The 15,344-nt window shown below is 54.8% G+C and carries 16 protein-coding genes; 15 read left to right on the top strand and 1 reads right to left on the bottom strand.

Annotation, left to right across the window (positions count from 1 at the left end; all coding sequences use genetic code 11):
• The first annotated feature begins 266 nt into the window (after positions 1-266).
• The 11 genes from ACODSO_RS28145 to ACODSO_RS28195 all read left to right on the top strand — a co-directional run bounded on the left by ACODSO_RS28145 (position 267) and on the right by ACODSO_RS28195 (position 11,671).
• Positions 267-2,411: a DUF2961 domain-containing protein gene (locus tag ACODSO_RS28145; RefSeq protein WP_489039917.1), complete on the top strand. Its 2,145-nt coding sequence runs from the start codon at positions 267-269 to the stop codon at positions 2,409-2,411.
• Complete coding sequence (locus ACODSO_RS28150; RefSeq protein WP_489039918.1) at positions 2,408-5,911, top strand: hypothetical protein; 3,504 nt, start codon at positions 2,408-2,410, stop codon at positions 5,909-5,911. Before ACODSO_RS28145 ends, ACODSO_RS28150 begins: the two co-directional genes overlap by 4 nt.
• 83 nt (positions 5,912-5,994) lie before the next feature.
• Complete coding sequence (locus ACODSO_RS28155; protein WP_489039919.1) at positions 5,995-6,471, top strand: hypothetical protein; 477 nt, start codon at positions 5,995-5,997, stop codon at positions 6,469-6,471.
• Positions 6,471-7,013 carry a hypothetical protein gene (locus ACODSO_RS28160; RefSeq protein WP_489039920.1) on the top strand — a complete coding sequence of 181 codons (543 nt, stop codon included), beginning with the start codon at positions 6,471-6,473 and terminating at the stop codon, positions 7,011-7,013. Before ACODSO_RS28155 ends, ACODSO_RS28160 begins: the two co-directional genes overlap by 1 nt.
• Entirely contained in the window at positions 7,013-7,504 is a 492-nt protein-coding gene (locus ACODSO_RS28165; RefSeq protein ID WP_489039921.1) for a restriction endonuclease, read from the top strand. Before ACODSO_RS28160 ends, ACODSO_RS28165 begins: the two co-directional genes overlap by 1 nt.
• A 44-nt stretch (positions 7,505-7,548) precedes the next feature.
• Entirely contained in the window at positions 7,549-8,451 is a 903-nt protein-coding gene (locus ACODSO_RS28170; protein WP_489039922.1) for an HK97 family phage prohead protease, read from the top strand.
• Between the two features lie 29 nt (positions 8,452-8,480).
• Complete coding sequence (locus ACODSO_RS28175; protein WP_489039923.1) at positions 8,481-9,578, top strand: phage major capsid protein; 1,098 nt, start codon at positions 8,481-8,483, stop codon at positions 9,576-9,578.
• 50 nt (positions 9,579-9,628) lie between these two features.
• Positions 9,629-9,781, top strand: coding sequence for a hypothetical protein (locus ACODSO_RS28180; RefSeq protein ID WP_489039924.1), 153 nt, complete (start codon positions 9,629-9,631; stop codon positions 9,779-9,781).
• 64 nt (positions 9,782-9,845) lie between these two features.
• Entirely contained in the window at positions 9,846-10,430 is a 585-nt protein-coding gene (locus tag ACODSO_RS28185) for a head-tail connector protein (RefSeq protein WP_489039925.1), read from the top strand.
• Between the two features lie 140 nt (positions 10,431-10,570).
• Positions 10,571-10,741, top strand: a complete 171-nt coding sequence (locus ACODSO_RS28190) for a hypothetical protein (RefSeq protein WP_489039933.1) — start codon at positions 10,571-10,573, stop codon at positions 10,739-10,741.
• 459 nt (positions 10,742-11,200) lie between these two features.
• Positions 11,201-11,671, top strand: a complete 471-nt coding sequence (locus ACODSO_RS28195) for a hypothetical protein (RefSeq protein WP_489039926.1) — start codon at positions 11,201-11,203, stop codon at positions 11,669-11,671.
• Here ACODSO_RS28195 and ACODSO_RS28200 read toward each other — a convergent pair.
• Positions 11,661-12,344: a hypothetical protein gene (locus ACODSO_RS28200; RefSeq protein ID WP_489039927.1), complete on the bottom strand. Its 684-nt coding sequence runs from the start codon at positions 12,342-12,344 to the stop codon at positions 11,661-11,663. The genes ACODSO_RS28195 and ACODSO_RS28200 overlap by 11 nt on opposite strands.
• Before the next feature lie 96 nt (positions 12,345-12,440).
• Between ACODSO_RS28200 and ACODSO_RS28205 the strand changes: the two genes are divergently transcribed.
• From ACODSO_RS28205 to ACODSO_RS28220, 4 genes are all read left to right on the top strand, one after another.
• Complete coding sequence (locus ACODSO_RS28205; protein WP_489039928.1) at positions 12,441-12,584, top strand: hypothetical protein; 144 nt, start codon at positions 12,441-12,443, stop codon at positions 12,582-12,584.
• Positions 12,568-13,521, top strand: coding sequence for a phage tail tube protein (locus tag ACODSO_RS28210; RefSeq protein ID WP_489039929.1), 954 nt, complete (start codon positions 12,568-12,570; stop codon positions 13,519-13,521). Before ACODSO_RS28205 ends, ACODSO_RS28210 begins: the two co-directional genes overlap by 17 nt.
• Positions 13,522-13,670: 149 nt before the next feature.
• Positions 13,671-13,934: a hypothetical protein gene (locus ACODSO_RS28215; protein WP_489039930.1), complete on the top strand. Its 264-nt coding sequence runs from the start codon at positions 13,671-13,673 to the stop codon at positions 13,932-13,934.
• A 255-nt stretch (positions 13,935-14,189) separates the two neighbouring features.
• A complete protein-coding gene (locus ACODSO_RS28220) occupies positions 14,190-15,329 on the top strand; it encodes a phage tail tape measure protein (RefSeq protein ID WP_489039931.1) in 1,140 nt (379 codons plus the stop codon).
• Positions 15,330-15,344 lie beyond the last annotated feature (15 nt).

Consider the following 15,344-nt stretch of genomic DNA (forward strand, 5'->3'; position numbering starts at 1 on the left):
TACCGGGTGAGCACTTTCGCTGAGCGAAGCTGAGCACTTCCGATGAGCGCCGTCATAAAGCCGACAAGACTTACGTCGACGCCCAGGACGCCGCGGTCGCGAGTTCTGCACAGGCCGCTCTAGTTGTCCACACGTCCCGAACAGATAACCCGCACTCAACCACCAAGGGTCAGATCGGCCTCGGCAATGTGGATAACTTGTCTGCCGCCCAGCTCCGAGATCGTGCGACCCACACTGGGAGCCAAGCGATCAGCACTGTCACTGGTTTGCAGACTGTTCTCGACTCCAAGGCGACACCAGCTCAGGTGTCAGAGGCAGTCGCGGGCGTGGTCGGTAGTGCACCCGAAACCCTCGACACGCTGAGAGAACTCGCGGAGGCTTTAGGGGACGACCCTAACTTCGCTACAACCGTCTCAACGCAGATCGGTACGAAGGTCGACAAGGTGGCCGGCAAGGGCTTATCCACCAACGACTACACGGACACGGAGAAGACGAAGCTCGCGGGCATAGCCGCTGGAGCCACGCAGAACGCTTCTGACGCGTCCTTGCGGGATAGAACGACACATACTGGCTCGCAGGCGATCTCGACTGTCACGGGGCTTCAAACGGCCCTGGACTCAAAAGCATCGGCATCATCCGTCCCTGCACAGTTCAATCCGATCGCAGGCGAGAACGTTTCGCTGAGTGGCACGTACCCGAACATCACCTTCAATGCGACTGATGAGTCGGGCTCCGGCGTCGAGATTGGACCGACACCACCAACCGACACGACCAAGCTGTGGATAGACACCGAGGACACGGAGGGGTTGTACTACCAGGAGGTTGATGGCTCATTCGCTGAACGCCCGACTGAAGGTTCTCGTTCCTACCTCGATCGGCGTGAGGTGGCGGTTGGACTCTCGTATGGCGACGGCTTCGCTGGTAGTACTCAGAACCTAGAGAAGGTTTTCGTGCTATCTGAAGTAAAGGACCAAGCGGGGATACTCACGAACATTTGGCACGCCGCTGCAGCGAGTAACAACGAAGCGTACGAGCGGGGTATCACCATCCGCATCTTCATCGACGACGCAACGACACCTGTCTGCGACCTGCCGCTTTCGGGCTTCTACGGCTACGGCCATCACGCCGACAAGTTTCACAACCAGATGCACGGACGCCTTATCCGCGACACGACTGCCCACACCAGTGGTGCGTATCGGTACCTATTCGCACCGTTCCAGAAGTACATGCGGGTCGAGTTCGTCTACACCGACACCACACCCAACGCAGTCAACTACTGGACTCAGGTTTCATGGACATCACTCGATCAGCCGTACTACGGCCAGAAGCGACGATGGGGAATGAAGGGACAATTGCTCACAGCGCAGTCCCCATACGCCGTGGTCAACGGACTCAATTTGTACGGACGCGGCCAGCTGGAATACATGAACATCGGCTGGCAGCTCTACAGTGAGTCGATCCCGTTCTATGCTTACGAGGGCAATGCAAAGGTCATCGTCGACAACGAGAGCCGACCGGCTTGGATGACGACAGGTGGCGAAGATCTTCCGAATGGTGCGTTCGGCCTGACTCCCGTCGGTGGTTACCCAGGCGGTATGCCTGGCGTCTCGAATCTCTTTGACACACAGGGCTTCTACCGCTGGTTCGACAAAGACCCGCTGTACTTCAACACCCGTGTCCAGGCGTCCTACTCGCTCGGCCAAAGAGGTCAACCAATCGGACCACCATCCGGTACTGGCGATGTGTGGCAATACGTTTCGTACTGGCTCGATAGCTATGCCACGCCGAACTACCTGTCCACCGGCCTGACAGCAATCGGTAGCGACTCCTTCTCATACAGTGCCGGTCCACTCCCGGCTCCATGGCGGAACAATCCTGGTGGCAACAAGCTCCAAGCGTCCGGTTCCGGCACAGCGATCACGACAACGGCAAACGATCCAGATAGAGGATCGACCCGCTCGGCAGCAGAGTTTCTAGGTGGAGCGACGAACTACTGGGTGGAGACAGAGGTACGGATCAACTCGTTTAACGGGACCGATCCGGCAGAGGCGATGCTGACGGCCAAAAAGCTCTACGACGATGGGGCCGTGGCTGAGGCGGTAGCGATCGAGGTCAAGCGGGCCTCACAGTACGACTGGTCAGTGGTTGCTCGAGAAGACTTCGGGACTATCGCGGCGGTCAAGATTGATGGTGGCGATGATTTGATCGGGGTCTACATCAAGCTCGCGATCAGGGTCAACGGCAGCAAGGTGACGTTGTACTGGAAGTTCGCGAACGATCCGAATCCAATGCAGGCGTTCGCGAGTTGGACTACGAGAAGGACCGGGACCAACGTAGGTATCGGAACCTTCTTTGCAGGCGCTGAATTCAGAAACTTTAAAGCATTTCCGCTAGTGAGCGTTACATCATGAGTACATCTCCAAAATTTTACGACCCCGCCCTCGGTAAGTGGGTACACCTCACGACAGGACCTAAGGGAAACGGCACAGGGGGGCCGTCCACCGATCCTGACGCTGTCCACAAAACAGGCGACGAACTGATCGAAGGCGTCAAGACCTTCACGACCTCACCAATCGTTCCAAACGCGACGGCAAGTGGGCAGGCGGTCAATAAGTCGCAGCTTGATACGAAGCTGAACGTCACCAACGTTGCTGATCGGGTCTACATCTCCAACTATGCAGGCGTGCCTGACGTGGGCGTCTTCTCGACAAATGCAGACGCTTACACCTTTGCGTTCCGGGATGGCAACGGCAACATGAGCGCGTCCACCCCGACTGCACCCGGACACGTGGCTCCGAAGAACTACGTTGACTCGGCTACTGCTTCAAAGGCGAACGCCTCTGATCTCACCTCCCACACCTCTAACACGAGTAATCCTCACTCCACCACGAAGTCGCAGGTGGGTCTCGCGAACGTCGATAACACGAGTGATCTGAGCAAACCGATCTCTACCGCGCAGGCTGCGGTGAACGCGACCAAAGTGCAGATCGGGGGAGATCTTGCGGGGACGGTGAGTGCGCCGGTTGTGAAGTTCAGAGACGCAATTACAGTCGGACAGGTTGCACCAGCTGATGTCCTTACTACTGGATACAGCAATCACACCGATGCGATCAATGCCGCCATCACTCTCGCGACGACGACCGGCGCTCGGCGCGTGAAGATCCTTGGTGACAGCTCGACGATCTACACGATCGGCAATGGCACGATCAACCTGCCGAGCGACTTTGAGCTTGCAGCACAGCCTGGCGTCCTGCTGAAGCTTCGCAACAACACGACAGGTACTAACCCAGTCGGTATCGCCAATAGCGACAAGACCAACGGCAATGTGAACATCTCTCTGATCGACATCGTGGGTGACGGTAACGGAGACAACCAGGTCGCCGGTCAGTCATCTGGTGGAACCTTCCTGAGCTTCGCAGGTGTGCAGAACCTGCGCTATGAACGCGTACGCATCGCCAACAGCGTTCGCTACAACTCGTTCGTTGGCACGGTCGGTGGTACGTCTGTTGGTGGAACCCTGTCGTTCACGATCGACTCGACGACTGTCACCGGAACCGGCACTACGTTCACATCGCAAGTTGTGGTTGGTCAGCGCTTACGTGCTGCATTGGGAAGTCTGAGCTATCCAGTTCAAAAGATCATCTCGGATACACAGCTTCTCCTGGCTGAACCATGGCAGTACACATCAGAGTCGAGCGCCACGAACACCTTGATCAAAGGTGTCAGCTGGTACGCAGGAAATAGCTACTTCGGCAAGACCTTCGAGGACGACACCTTTGGTGGGGGAGGTTGGGACAACTGTCGCTTCATCAACCTTGAGTTTCAGAACTCTGCTGGGTACGGCTTCGGCAACACCGGCATGTTCAACAGTGATTCGATCAACTTGCAGGCGACCAACTGCCAGAACGGGTGGGGGCTAGAGCGCGTTGCGCGCTCACGTTTCGTGGGTGGATTCGCAAATGGCAACGTGTCCAAGGGAATCAACCTCATCAACGGGTCTCACAGCAACCAGTTTATTGGGGTTACCGCATCCGGCAACGCCGATGGCTTCTACGACTCGACAACTGTCACAACCAGAGGACGTAACACCAAAAACACCTTCATCTCGTGCAAGGCGTACCTCAACCAGCGACACGGCTTCATCATCGAGGGCGACCTGCGGCCGAGTCTGACGAACTGTGAGAGCTACGAAAATAATCAAGGCGGCACGACGGGCTATGGCTTCCTGCTGCAATCTGCCTCGGGTTACAACTCCTCACGTGCACGCTTGGTTGCCTGTCGCGGGTACGACACCCAAGGGTCTCGAACACAGACCCGCGACATCTACGTGAACACAGGCTCCGAGCTAGCAGAGGTCGACTATCAAGGCTTCGAGCTCGTCGGTGGACCGTCAATGCCTACCTACGCCCCTAATCAGCGCGTCATCAATGGGGCCGCGATCACCATTACCAGCTCAGCGGTGCGCAAGATCAACGCCTTCGAGACGCTGGTCTACAACAACCAGGACACCTACCAGTTCGAGCTGCCTCGTCTCGACAGTATCGTCGATGGTCATCGAATTAGGTTCATACACAATGGAACCGGTACAACACCGGTCTGGACGTGGATCAGAAGCGTCAGCGATTCGTTCGGTGTGATCGAGGACTACAGCGCTCTCACCCAGACCAAGGGTTTCCGGATCGATTTCGTGTGGGACAACCCCAACAAGATCTGGCATGTCGAGAGTGTGAACCCGAATGCTGCACTCGCGGCCAAAGCGTCGACATCCTCACTGTCCGCAGTGGCATTCTCTGGTGCCTATGCAGATCTCACCGGCAAACCAACGATTCCAGCGCAGTTTAATCCCATTGCAGGAACGAACGTTTCGCTGAGTGGTACCTATCCGAACATCACCTTCAATGCTACTGGCGGTGGTGGCGTCACGTCGGTCAGCTCTGCCGATGCCAACGCGACTGTCGCAACCGGCACGACGACGCCAGTCATCACGGTGGTTTCAGCACCAAAGCTTGCGACGGCTCGGTTGATCAACGGAACGTCGTTCGACGGGACCGCTGACATCACCGTTACTGATGCCACCAAGCAACCTCTCGATGGAGATCTCACCGCACTTGCGGCGCTGTCGACTACGGGACTCGTCTCACGCACTGCGACGGATACCTACGCGCCACGAACGATCACAGGAACTACCAATCTCATAACCGTGACGAACGGTGACGGCGTCGCAGGTAATCCGACTCTGACGGTTGGGTCGAGCGTTGTCCAAACGGCCTCAACCCAGACGTTGACGAATAAGGCGATCACGCCACGGGTGGTCGCGTTGTCTGCTGTTTCGGCGGTCTACACAATCACCGTCACTTCGACCGACGAGGCAACTATCTCGGCTCCTGGCGCAGCACACACCATCACAACAACTGGAACGCCAGTCAACGGTCAGCGCCTTCTTCTACGCATCACCACGGGTACAACTGCGTATGCCATCACCTGGAACGCAGTATTCGCTTCGAGCAACGCGGCGATGTTGCCGGCATCACTGCCGGTATCGACGACGGTGAGCTTGTCCTTCAAGTACGACTCCACGCTCACGAAGTGGGTGTTGCTCGCGATTGACTTGCCGCAGGTGTTCTACACACCGGCTCTCATCAAGGCATACCGACGCGTGACAGCTGCAACGAACATCACTGCGACTGACGGCACGATCTCCGCTGACGCGACCTCTGCGGCCTTCAATGTGACGCTCCCGACTGCATCGACCGTCTCTGGCCAACAGTTCGTCATCAAGAAGTGGAACACCTCAGCGAACAACGTGACTGTCGTCGGAACCATCGACGGCGCAACGAATTACGTGTTGTCTGGCACGACCCGCCCGGCAATCACAGTACAAAGTAACGGGGTCGACTACGAGGCAGTCTGATGAGCTTTAACGAAGCAGCACAACAAACCCAAGAGAACTCTGATCCAGCAGCACCACGACTCCGTGTGAACCGAACGACGGAGATGACGCTGACGACCACACCGCAGCGAATCAACTTCAACGGCACCAGCGAGTACAACCTGAACAGCTATCCGGTCATGCCTGGGGCGTCGAACCCGTCCGTCTGGTACGACCCAGCAACGTCCCTCTTTAAATTCACGACCAACACGGACAAGAACTACTCCCTCTTCCTGAGCGTGAGCATCACGTCGAACACACTGCTCTCCACGCTCAACCTGACCTCGGCGACGCTCCGCGCTCGGCTCTACATCCCCGTTTCGCCAACACCGGTCACGTTCCCGCTCCCGGACGCTGGCGGCTATGTCGATGTGACGCCTGTGAACCTGACTGGACAGCAGAACCGGCAGGTGGTCATACCGTTCTTCTCGAACCAGCAGATCCGAGATAACGGGTTCGGCATCGACATTTGGCTCTCGAACGCCATACTTGGAACCGTCAAACTGACTGCCACTGATTGCAGTATCTACAAGGCTAGGTGATGACGTCCGTTGTCGTTGTCCCACAAACGCTTTCCTCGGTGAACACGGGGTGGATTGATAATGGTCCTCCGACGCCCTCGAAGGTCAACACGGACGACGGGGCAACGAGCTTCATCTACTCTCCGACGAACACCAGCATTGTTACCTACCTGATGTCTGCTCACGGCATCCCAGCTGGGTCGACGATCAACTCTGTCAAGATCCAGGTGAAGGTGCTCAAGCTCGACCCGGTAGATGCGCTTACGCGTGAGGCAGTACGGATTGGCTCGACGAACTACACCAACGGTCTCACCTTCACACCGACCACGGCGAACGTCTACGAGTTGTCCACAGGCTGGACGATGACCACGAACCCAGCAACGGGCGTGGCGTGGACGCTGTCGGACCTGACGGCGCTAGAAGCGGGGATCTACAAAGAGAACACGGCAGGGGAGCGCTGTACGTACATCCCGATGACGATTGACTACACGGCGGCTCCGACTGGACCAGCGGACATCGTGGCTTCGACGCAGACACGAGCAGGTACGGGATTTTTCCTCTGATGAGGTACATCACTACACCCCATGAAGCGGAGTTAAACGCGGCTCAAGTACTCAGATCGTGGGGATACGTAGACGCGGTGGCTACAACAGGGGGAGCAGACGGGGGTATCGACGTTCGCTCAAGTCGAGCGCTGGCTCAGGTGAAGTGGAAGGGTGGGGTCGCGGGTAGTCCTGACATGAACCGACTGTTCGGAGCACGGGGCAACGACACGTCGAAGCAGCTGTTCTTCTTTGCCGCGTCGAACTACAGCAAGGCGGCGATCAAGTACGCGGACGAAGTGGGTATCGCGCTGTTTACCTATGACCCCGTGGGGGCTGTAGAACCGTCGAACAAGGTGGCGAGGACGTTCATTCAAACGAATGATGGGGGAGCGAAGGTGTCAATCGAACGAAAGAATCTTGGCCTTTTGATGCGATCGGATATTGGATTCATCGCTTTTCTTCTTATTGCGCTTGCCGTAATCCTTGCCGTTGCATTCTTTATCTATTGATTTAATGTTCGACATAGTTGTATCTTTAGAACTAGAGAACAACTATGGAAAAGAAACTCAAGTTATACACAACCAAGATCAAATCGATTGACGAAGAAAAGAAGTCAATCCGGTTCCAAGTCAGCGACGATAGTATCGATCGTTATGGTGAGAAGGTCGACCAGGGATGGAACCTAAAGAATTTTCTTAAGAACCCAATCGCGCTGTGGAATCACCGAAGTGGCTACGAGATGCAACCAGAAGATGTCATGGGCAACTGGGGCGACTTCGAGACCAAGGACGGCAAGACCTTCGCGACACTGACGTTCGACGGTGACAACCCGAAGGCGGAGTTCGTCTACGGCCAGTACGTTCGAGGCTTCCTCCGTGCTGTGAGCGTGGGCTTCATCCCTCACTCGCTTGAGTTCGACGATGACACACCCGTGCTCAAGGACAACGAGTTGCTTGAGATCTCACCTGTCGGAGTGCCTGCAAACGCCAACGCGCTTGCACTGTCATTGAAGGATGGCTCCCTCAACCGCAAAGACGCTCAGTGGATGATCCGCTCGATGACCGAAGCGACCGCCAGCCTAGAAGAACAACTGAATAAGAACGCGCCGGCTGACGGCGAGGAGACCCACGTGGAAGAAGTTAAAGAACAACTGAAATCTATCGCCGAACTAGTCACAAGCCTCAGTGAGACTGTCACGACACTTAACACAAGTGTTGAAGCTGTTACGACTGATCTCACAGAAGTTAAATCAGCTGTTGCTGAGTTGAAACCTGCCGAGAAGACACAGGAAGAGTTAGACGCCGAAAAAGCGGATGCGGACAAATTAGCTAAGGACGGCGAAATCGACCAGTCCGGTGCTGATGAGGACGAGTTCGATGAAGACGCTGAACTTACTCCTGAAATACAAGCGCAAATCGATGCAGAGTTCGCGGACGCGGACGAAGCTCAAGAGTAACAACTACATAATAATTTCACAGAGGTAATATGACAAAAGTCAAAGACTACATCGCTGGCAAAATCGCCGACGATGCCAAAAAGAAATCGCAGGATCAAGTTCCTGGCAAAGTAAACGACACTCCGGATGTCACAAAGAATCAAGAAACCGAAGACAAAAAAATCAGCCACATGTTCTTCAAAGCTCTTGGAACGCAAAACGCGACCCTCCAAGCTGAAGCACAAAAAGCTATCCGTGAACAGTACAAAGCTAAAGCGCAGACTATCGGTACTCCAGATGAAGGCGGCGTTCTCGTCCCTCTTACTGTTGACTCAAACATCCGCACTCAGCTTGAGTACATCTCACCTATCCGTCAGATCGCTCGTGTGATCAGCAATGCGCCAGCTCGCCTACAGTTGCCAGCGGCAGAAGGTGGTCAAGCGTACTGGGTTGCAGAAGCTGATCTCATCCCAGAGACAGAAGTTAAGTTCTCAGTCAAAGAGCTTGTACCAGAGAAACTAGCAAGCCGAATCAAGGGCATCACACTTGAGTTCTTGCAGGATGCTGCGATCAACCCAAGTGCACAAGCGCTTCTTGAGAACCAACTCGCTCAGAAGGCTGCACTCGTTGAGAACGCTGCATTTGTGAACGGTGACGGCTCAGACAAGCCATATGGCTTCCGATCAAGCGCTGTAACACCACTGACAGTTGCTCAAGCTGGTGCATCACTTGCATGGGGTGACCTCCTCGCGCTTCAGTTCAAACTTCCTACTGCATACCGCAACCAAGGCGTCTACGTCATGTCATCTGCGGCTCTTGCGAAGGTCGTTGGTCTGAAGGACACGGCTGGTCGTCCTCTGTACATCAACTCGATCACTGAGTCAGGCGCAGCAACATTGCTTGGTCGTCCTGTCTACATCGTTGATGAGATCCCACAGACTGGCACAAGCCCTAACTTCGTTACTGAAGTCTGGTACGGCGTGTTCAGCGACTACGTTATCGGTGATCGCCTCGGTACTACATTCGATCTTGGTACATCGGGTGACGACTTCGACCGCGCTGTCTACACACTACGCATGTTGAAGCGAGTTGGCGGTGTTCCAACAAGCAACAACCTCGCGAAACTAACAGGTGTAGCACTTAACTAATGCCGGTTGTTGAGTTCGTAGCTGACGTCTACCCGCACTGTAAAGGTGATGTGGTTGAACTGACAGCCGATGAACTGAAGGTTGTCGATGCTGCCGCTGATAAGCGCGGCATCGAGGCCTACAAATCGGTGTCGGCAAAGACTGAAGCTAAGGCCGAAAAACCGGCTGAGGTCAAAACGGAAACCAAAACAACCAAAAAATAGCGGGTGCCAACCGCCTAGACCGCGCTCTATTCACAGGGCGCGGTTTGTTTTATGATGAAGATAGATGAGCAAAATTATTACTGCGCAACAAATCAAAGATATCAAGCCTGGTGCTAGCGACACGCTTGCAGGCCTCGTAGCGGACGCTGTGAACGCTTGGATAGAAAATGCGACCTCACGATGCTGGGGCGAGCTAAAGACCGTCACAGAGCTTCAGGACGCGTCTGGCGTGGTGTGGCTCGACCATATGGACGTGCAGGAGATTGTCAGCGTGAAGTCTGGCTACCCAGGATCAACGCGCCAGCCGTTCGGCACTGCTCCGTACCGCTTCAACCGCCAAGGCCGGCTGATCCTGTCCTACGGACGTCAGTACTCGCTATCTCCCTCGACGCTCGACCAGATTGAAGTCGAGTACACATACGGCGTTCCGGAAGAAGATGTCCCAGCTGACCTCACCCTTGCTGCACTCGGCATAGCCTCTGGCTATTACGAGTACGTCGTCAATGGTGGTCGTGAAGTAAGCCGTGCGCAGGTCGGCAGCTACACAGTCCAGTACTCAGCAAGCGGCAATGACACACCGGACAGCCCAGGAAACAAGATCACTCGCGATACACAGGTGGTGAACAGCTACGCGCTGAGGCGGGTGTAATGCTGCTTCTCAACCACACGTGCGACATCTACAGAACGGTCAACGTGGGAACGAATGGACGGACGAAACAGTCTCTGCTCCATCGCTCTGTCGCATGTCTTGTGATGCCAATGGGGGCGAACGCCACGATCCAGAACGAGATGCAAATCGGACGCGCTTACGAGACACACTTCGGTCCTGACGCTGACATCCGTACCGGCGACCGACTCATCTGGAACGGCACGAAACTATCGGTCAAGTACGTTCGCGATTACCGAAATACCCCTCCGGTCAGTCACTTTGAAGCGGTGTGCGAACAGGAGGTGGCGTAGTGGCTTTTATGAAGATTGACGTAGATGCTCGGCAAGTCCGGGTAATGCTCGAAGTAGCTCCTGAGAAGGTGCAGAGCCGTTTACAGCGGATACTCAACATCGTGTCCATCGAGACGCAACGAGAGATGCGCATCAAGGCGAATGTCGGTGTAACAGGAGACCTCCGTCAGTCTGTAAAATTCGACGTAACAGGGTTGCGATCTGTAGTCGGCCCAACTGCGAAGTACTCGGATGCGGTTGAGACAGGATCACGGCCTCACTGGGTGAGCGCTCGACCTAGTTCGTCGCTTGCAAAATGGGCTCAAGCTAAGGGCATCTCGCCGTACGCAGTCCAACGCTCTATCGCCAAGAAGGGAACGCGTCCACATCCATTTGTGGGGCCTACGTTCACACTGATGGAACCACGCATCAGGCGGCGCTTCGATGTGGAGATAGGCAAGCTTACGGAGGAGTTGAGTCGTGGGTAAGTCCAGATCTATCAAGAACGCTGTCGTCGAGATGCTACGCGGCTTGGAGTATAAGGGCGAGCCAGCCTTCGCGAATGTCACTGACAACACTGCGCAAGACTTTGAGCAATACCCGGTCGTGCGCGTGCTTCCTGAGTCGATCGACAACGAGAAAGGTTCGATGAGCCAGAACGACCGCGACGTTAACCTTCAGATCGTAGTCTCACTACCGCTTGAGAGCCCAGCGCAGATACAGGCAGCAGTGATCGATCAAATGCTCGACCTCACGGATATCATCCTAGACACCGCTGATCAAGGTGACTTCTCCGAGCGGCTGAAACAAATCGATGAATCAATTGGCAACTACGAACTATCGGCAACCCGCGCTGATTGGGATGTCGTTGATACCAAGGGCGGCGCTCAGCTGATGCTAGTCGTACAGATGACCGTTTCGTACCAACGTGACCTTGAGCTCAATTATTAGAATATCCACGACGTTTCTGTTCCGCCAGATACTGGTCAATCTGTTGCTTTTGAATTTCCATAAAACTGGCGACCTCACGCTCAGCGCTCTCTTGGCTGTAAACATCGAGCCCAAGGTGCGTCCTGACCGAGTTAGTGTATTGATCTAAAGCCTGCGAACAGGCGCTTGCTAGCATAGGCTTTGCCTCGGGGTGAGTGATAGCTTTGAGCAGCTGGATAATAGCCGCATTGAGTACCATGGCCTTGTCGAGAATCGGGGTCGGCGCAACCAGTTTAAGTTGTGTGTAGGAATTACCAATACGCGACGTCTCGTTTGAAACGATTTCCGCGTAGTCAATCTTCTCAGAGACGTTGGGATCATCTTCGCCCTCGGCGGTCAAGAGAGCATCACGCATTGTGTTGAAGATGCCCTTCTTGTCGATCGATATATCGAAGATCTCGACGCATACTCTCGAGAACTCAGCGCAGGCTTCTCGGGTGAGCTGGTCTGACTGTCGCTTGTCGGCACGCTCAGCTTCAACTCGATCCCGCTCAGTCGCAGCAGCAGCTTGCCGCTCGTCGCTCTTTCTCGACGTACGCGACTGAATGGCTGCCCCCAGTACGCCGCCGACGATGGTACCCACAGGCACACCCCACCAAAAATTTGCTGTCTCGAAGAACTCACCGATCGTCATAGCGCAGGATGCTACTGGAGAGGACCGACATTCATTTACCCGGCTCTTCTGTTTGTATCTATTTCACCAAACTCATCATTGCTTTATATTGAAGATATGACTAAGGATAAGACAGACGAGAAACAACTAACTGAGTTTATAGTTCCTGGGGTAGGCGTGGTAGAAGCTAAAGACTTCGACGACCTAGCGAAGAAGCTTAAACAGATTGAAAAAGAGGATGGTGATGGCAACGATAAATAACCCAGAGATAGCACGACGTAATGCGATAGGGATCGGTATCGGAGCCAACGTCGCGGCGCAGACCTGGATCCGCTGGCTCGACGAAGACGTGACACCGAAGACTGAGGTCATCGAGAACGACAGCGCCATGGGTGTGGTCGAGGAAGTCAACGACAGTGACGTTGCAGCGAAGTGGGTCGAGGGAACGCTCGGCGGCAAGATCACAGTCCAATCGTTCGGGTTCATCCTCCTGAACCACTACGGCACTGTCTCTACGGGTGCGGCGGTCGGCGGCAAGTATCCACATACCTTCAGCGTCAACCAGTCGTCGGTCGCGCCGGTCATGACCTACATCCGCAAGACTCCGCTCACAACGAAGCGCCACAACAAGCTCACCATCGACACGCTGGAGATCACGGCTGAGGAGAAGTCATACGTCAAGTACTCGGCTGCGATCAAAGCGACGATCGGTACTGACTCCACAGAGACACCAGCCTTCATCACCGAGAGTGAGTTCCAGGCCAAGAACATCGTGGTCAAAGAAGCCTCAACCGCAGCCGGCCTCGCTGCTGCACCAACGAAGCGTGTGATCAGCTTCAAGCTCAACTCGGAGCGTCCGTCTGAAGCAGAGTTCCCACTGGGCAACATCGACGATCCTGACTTCTTCCGGACTACCTTCAAGGTGAACGGTGAGATGGTCGTGAACTACCAGGACACGGCGGTCGACGATGATCTTGTGAACAACACAGTCCGCGCTATGAGCATTGCTTTGACAAACGGCACGGACAAGCTGACGTTCACGATGACCAAGGTTCGTACCCGCGAACTCGAACGGTCGAGCGACAAGAATGAGAAGGTCACCGCGACCATCCAGTTCTTCGCTGAATATGACGTCTCAGTGGCCCGGACTATCCAGACTGTTCTCGAGAACGCTCGCGTTGCCTACGTAGCTGCTTAGTTCTTCATTGACTAAAGATATGACCCTTGCGATACTAGGGTCATATTTAATTGGAGAAAAAGATGCCTTTGAACATTACTGCGCAACGCAAGGTTGACATATCGGACTATGGAACTGGTTGGGACGGTTGCTACCTGACTGTTAAATCTATGAACCCGAAGACGCTGAAGGACTGGCAAGAGCTCGCCGAGAAAGAGGCAACCGGCGATGAGACCATCGACAGTTTGTACGGCGAGAAGCTAAAAACCGTTCTGGTAGGTGGCGTCATCATGAACACGGATGACGACGGCAATGCTGAGCGCTACAAGATCGAGCCCGAGGATATTTCCGATGTTGTCGACGCACTTGGCCCTGTCTTTAAGCAGCGAGCATTGATGGTGGCAGCGGGTACCTACGGTTTAAAAGGAGTCTAGAAGACATTGAGAGAGACATCGAGAATTTCGTTGTTCGTGGTCTCTCCCAATCGATTGATCCTGATGTCATCGAGCTTATCGGAGACCTTAGATTTCGTGACAAGCGAGGAATGGACGTTGAAACGTTCGATAATCAGCCTTGGGAAGAGATTTGGTTAGCCCGCACCGTATGGTCAGCCGATGTAAAGCGTGCTAATTTAGAAGAAGAAAGACGGCGCACACCATAGTAATCGCCTGTCGGAGCAGTACCTCGACGTGGCAAGCAAAAACAAGATCAATATTGTCATATCCGCTGAAGACAAAGCCTCGGCTGAACTTAAAAAGACCGAGGCTGGTTTAAAGGCATTCTCGAACGGAGCGGACGACTCTAGTCGCGCCTCACGTGCATTGGGTGTTGCAGCTGACGTCGCCAAGGTCGGTCTACTTGCAACGGGCGCTGCGGCTGTCGCAGCGGCAAAGTTCGCCGTCAGCAGTGCTGCCGACTACGAGCAATCTCTTAACATCTTCAAGTCTGTATCCGGTGCGACCGCCGAGCAGATGATTCAAGTCGCAGCACGTTCCCGTGAGCTAGGTAAGGATCTCGCACTACCAGGTGTCAGTGCTGCTGATGCAGCTCTCGCCATGGTTGAGCTCGGAAAAGCCGGGTTGTCGGTCAACGACACGATGGCGGCGTCCAAAGGTGTTCTGTCGCTGGCAAAAGCAGGTCAGATGGAGACTGCGCAGGCGGCTGAGATCGCAGCGAATGCATTAAATGCTTTTGGCCTCAAAGGGAGTGAAGCCAGCCGTGTGGCTGACATTCTTGCGGCTGCGGCCAACGCATCGAGTGCGGACGTAACTGACCTGGCATACAGCCTTCAGATGTCAAGCGCCGGTGCAGCAGCGGTGAAAGTGCCGATCGACAACCTCGTCGCTTCTATTGGACTGATGGCCAACAACGGCATCAAGGGTTCTGATGCTGGTACATCGCTGAAGACGATGTTCATGAATCTCATACCGCAAACAGACAAACAAATTGCATCGTTCAAGCAGTTGAACCTCGACTTCTACGATGCGAAGGGCAACTTCGTTGGTATGCGCGAGATGATCCGGCAGCTTGAGGTCGGCACTCGAAAGCTCACCGACGAGCAGAAAGCCCAGCACATAGAGAACATCTTCGGCTCTGACTCATCACGCGCCGCGAACATCCTCCTGAAGGAGGGCGTCAAGGGGTACGACGAGATGACCAAGGCGGTGAACAAGAACGGTGCTGCCACAGCTCTCGCTGCTGCTCAGAATTCTGGATTCAAGGGTGCTCTCGATGGACTGAAGTCGACGATCGAAACGATCGCCATCGACGTCGGAATGAAGATGCTTCCTGTGGTTGGGTCCCCAGGTAGAAGTCCAGTGTCTGTGTGAGTTTCGTGTCCGAGA

Source organism: Rhodococcus sp. FG69 (genome assembly GCF_057808915.1).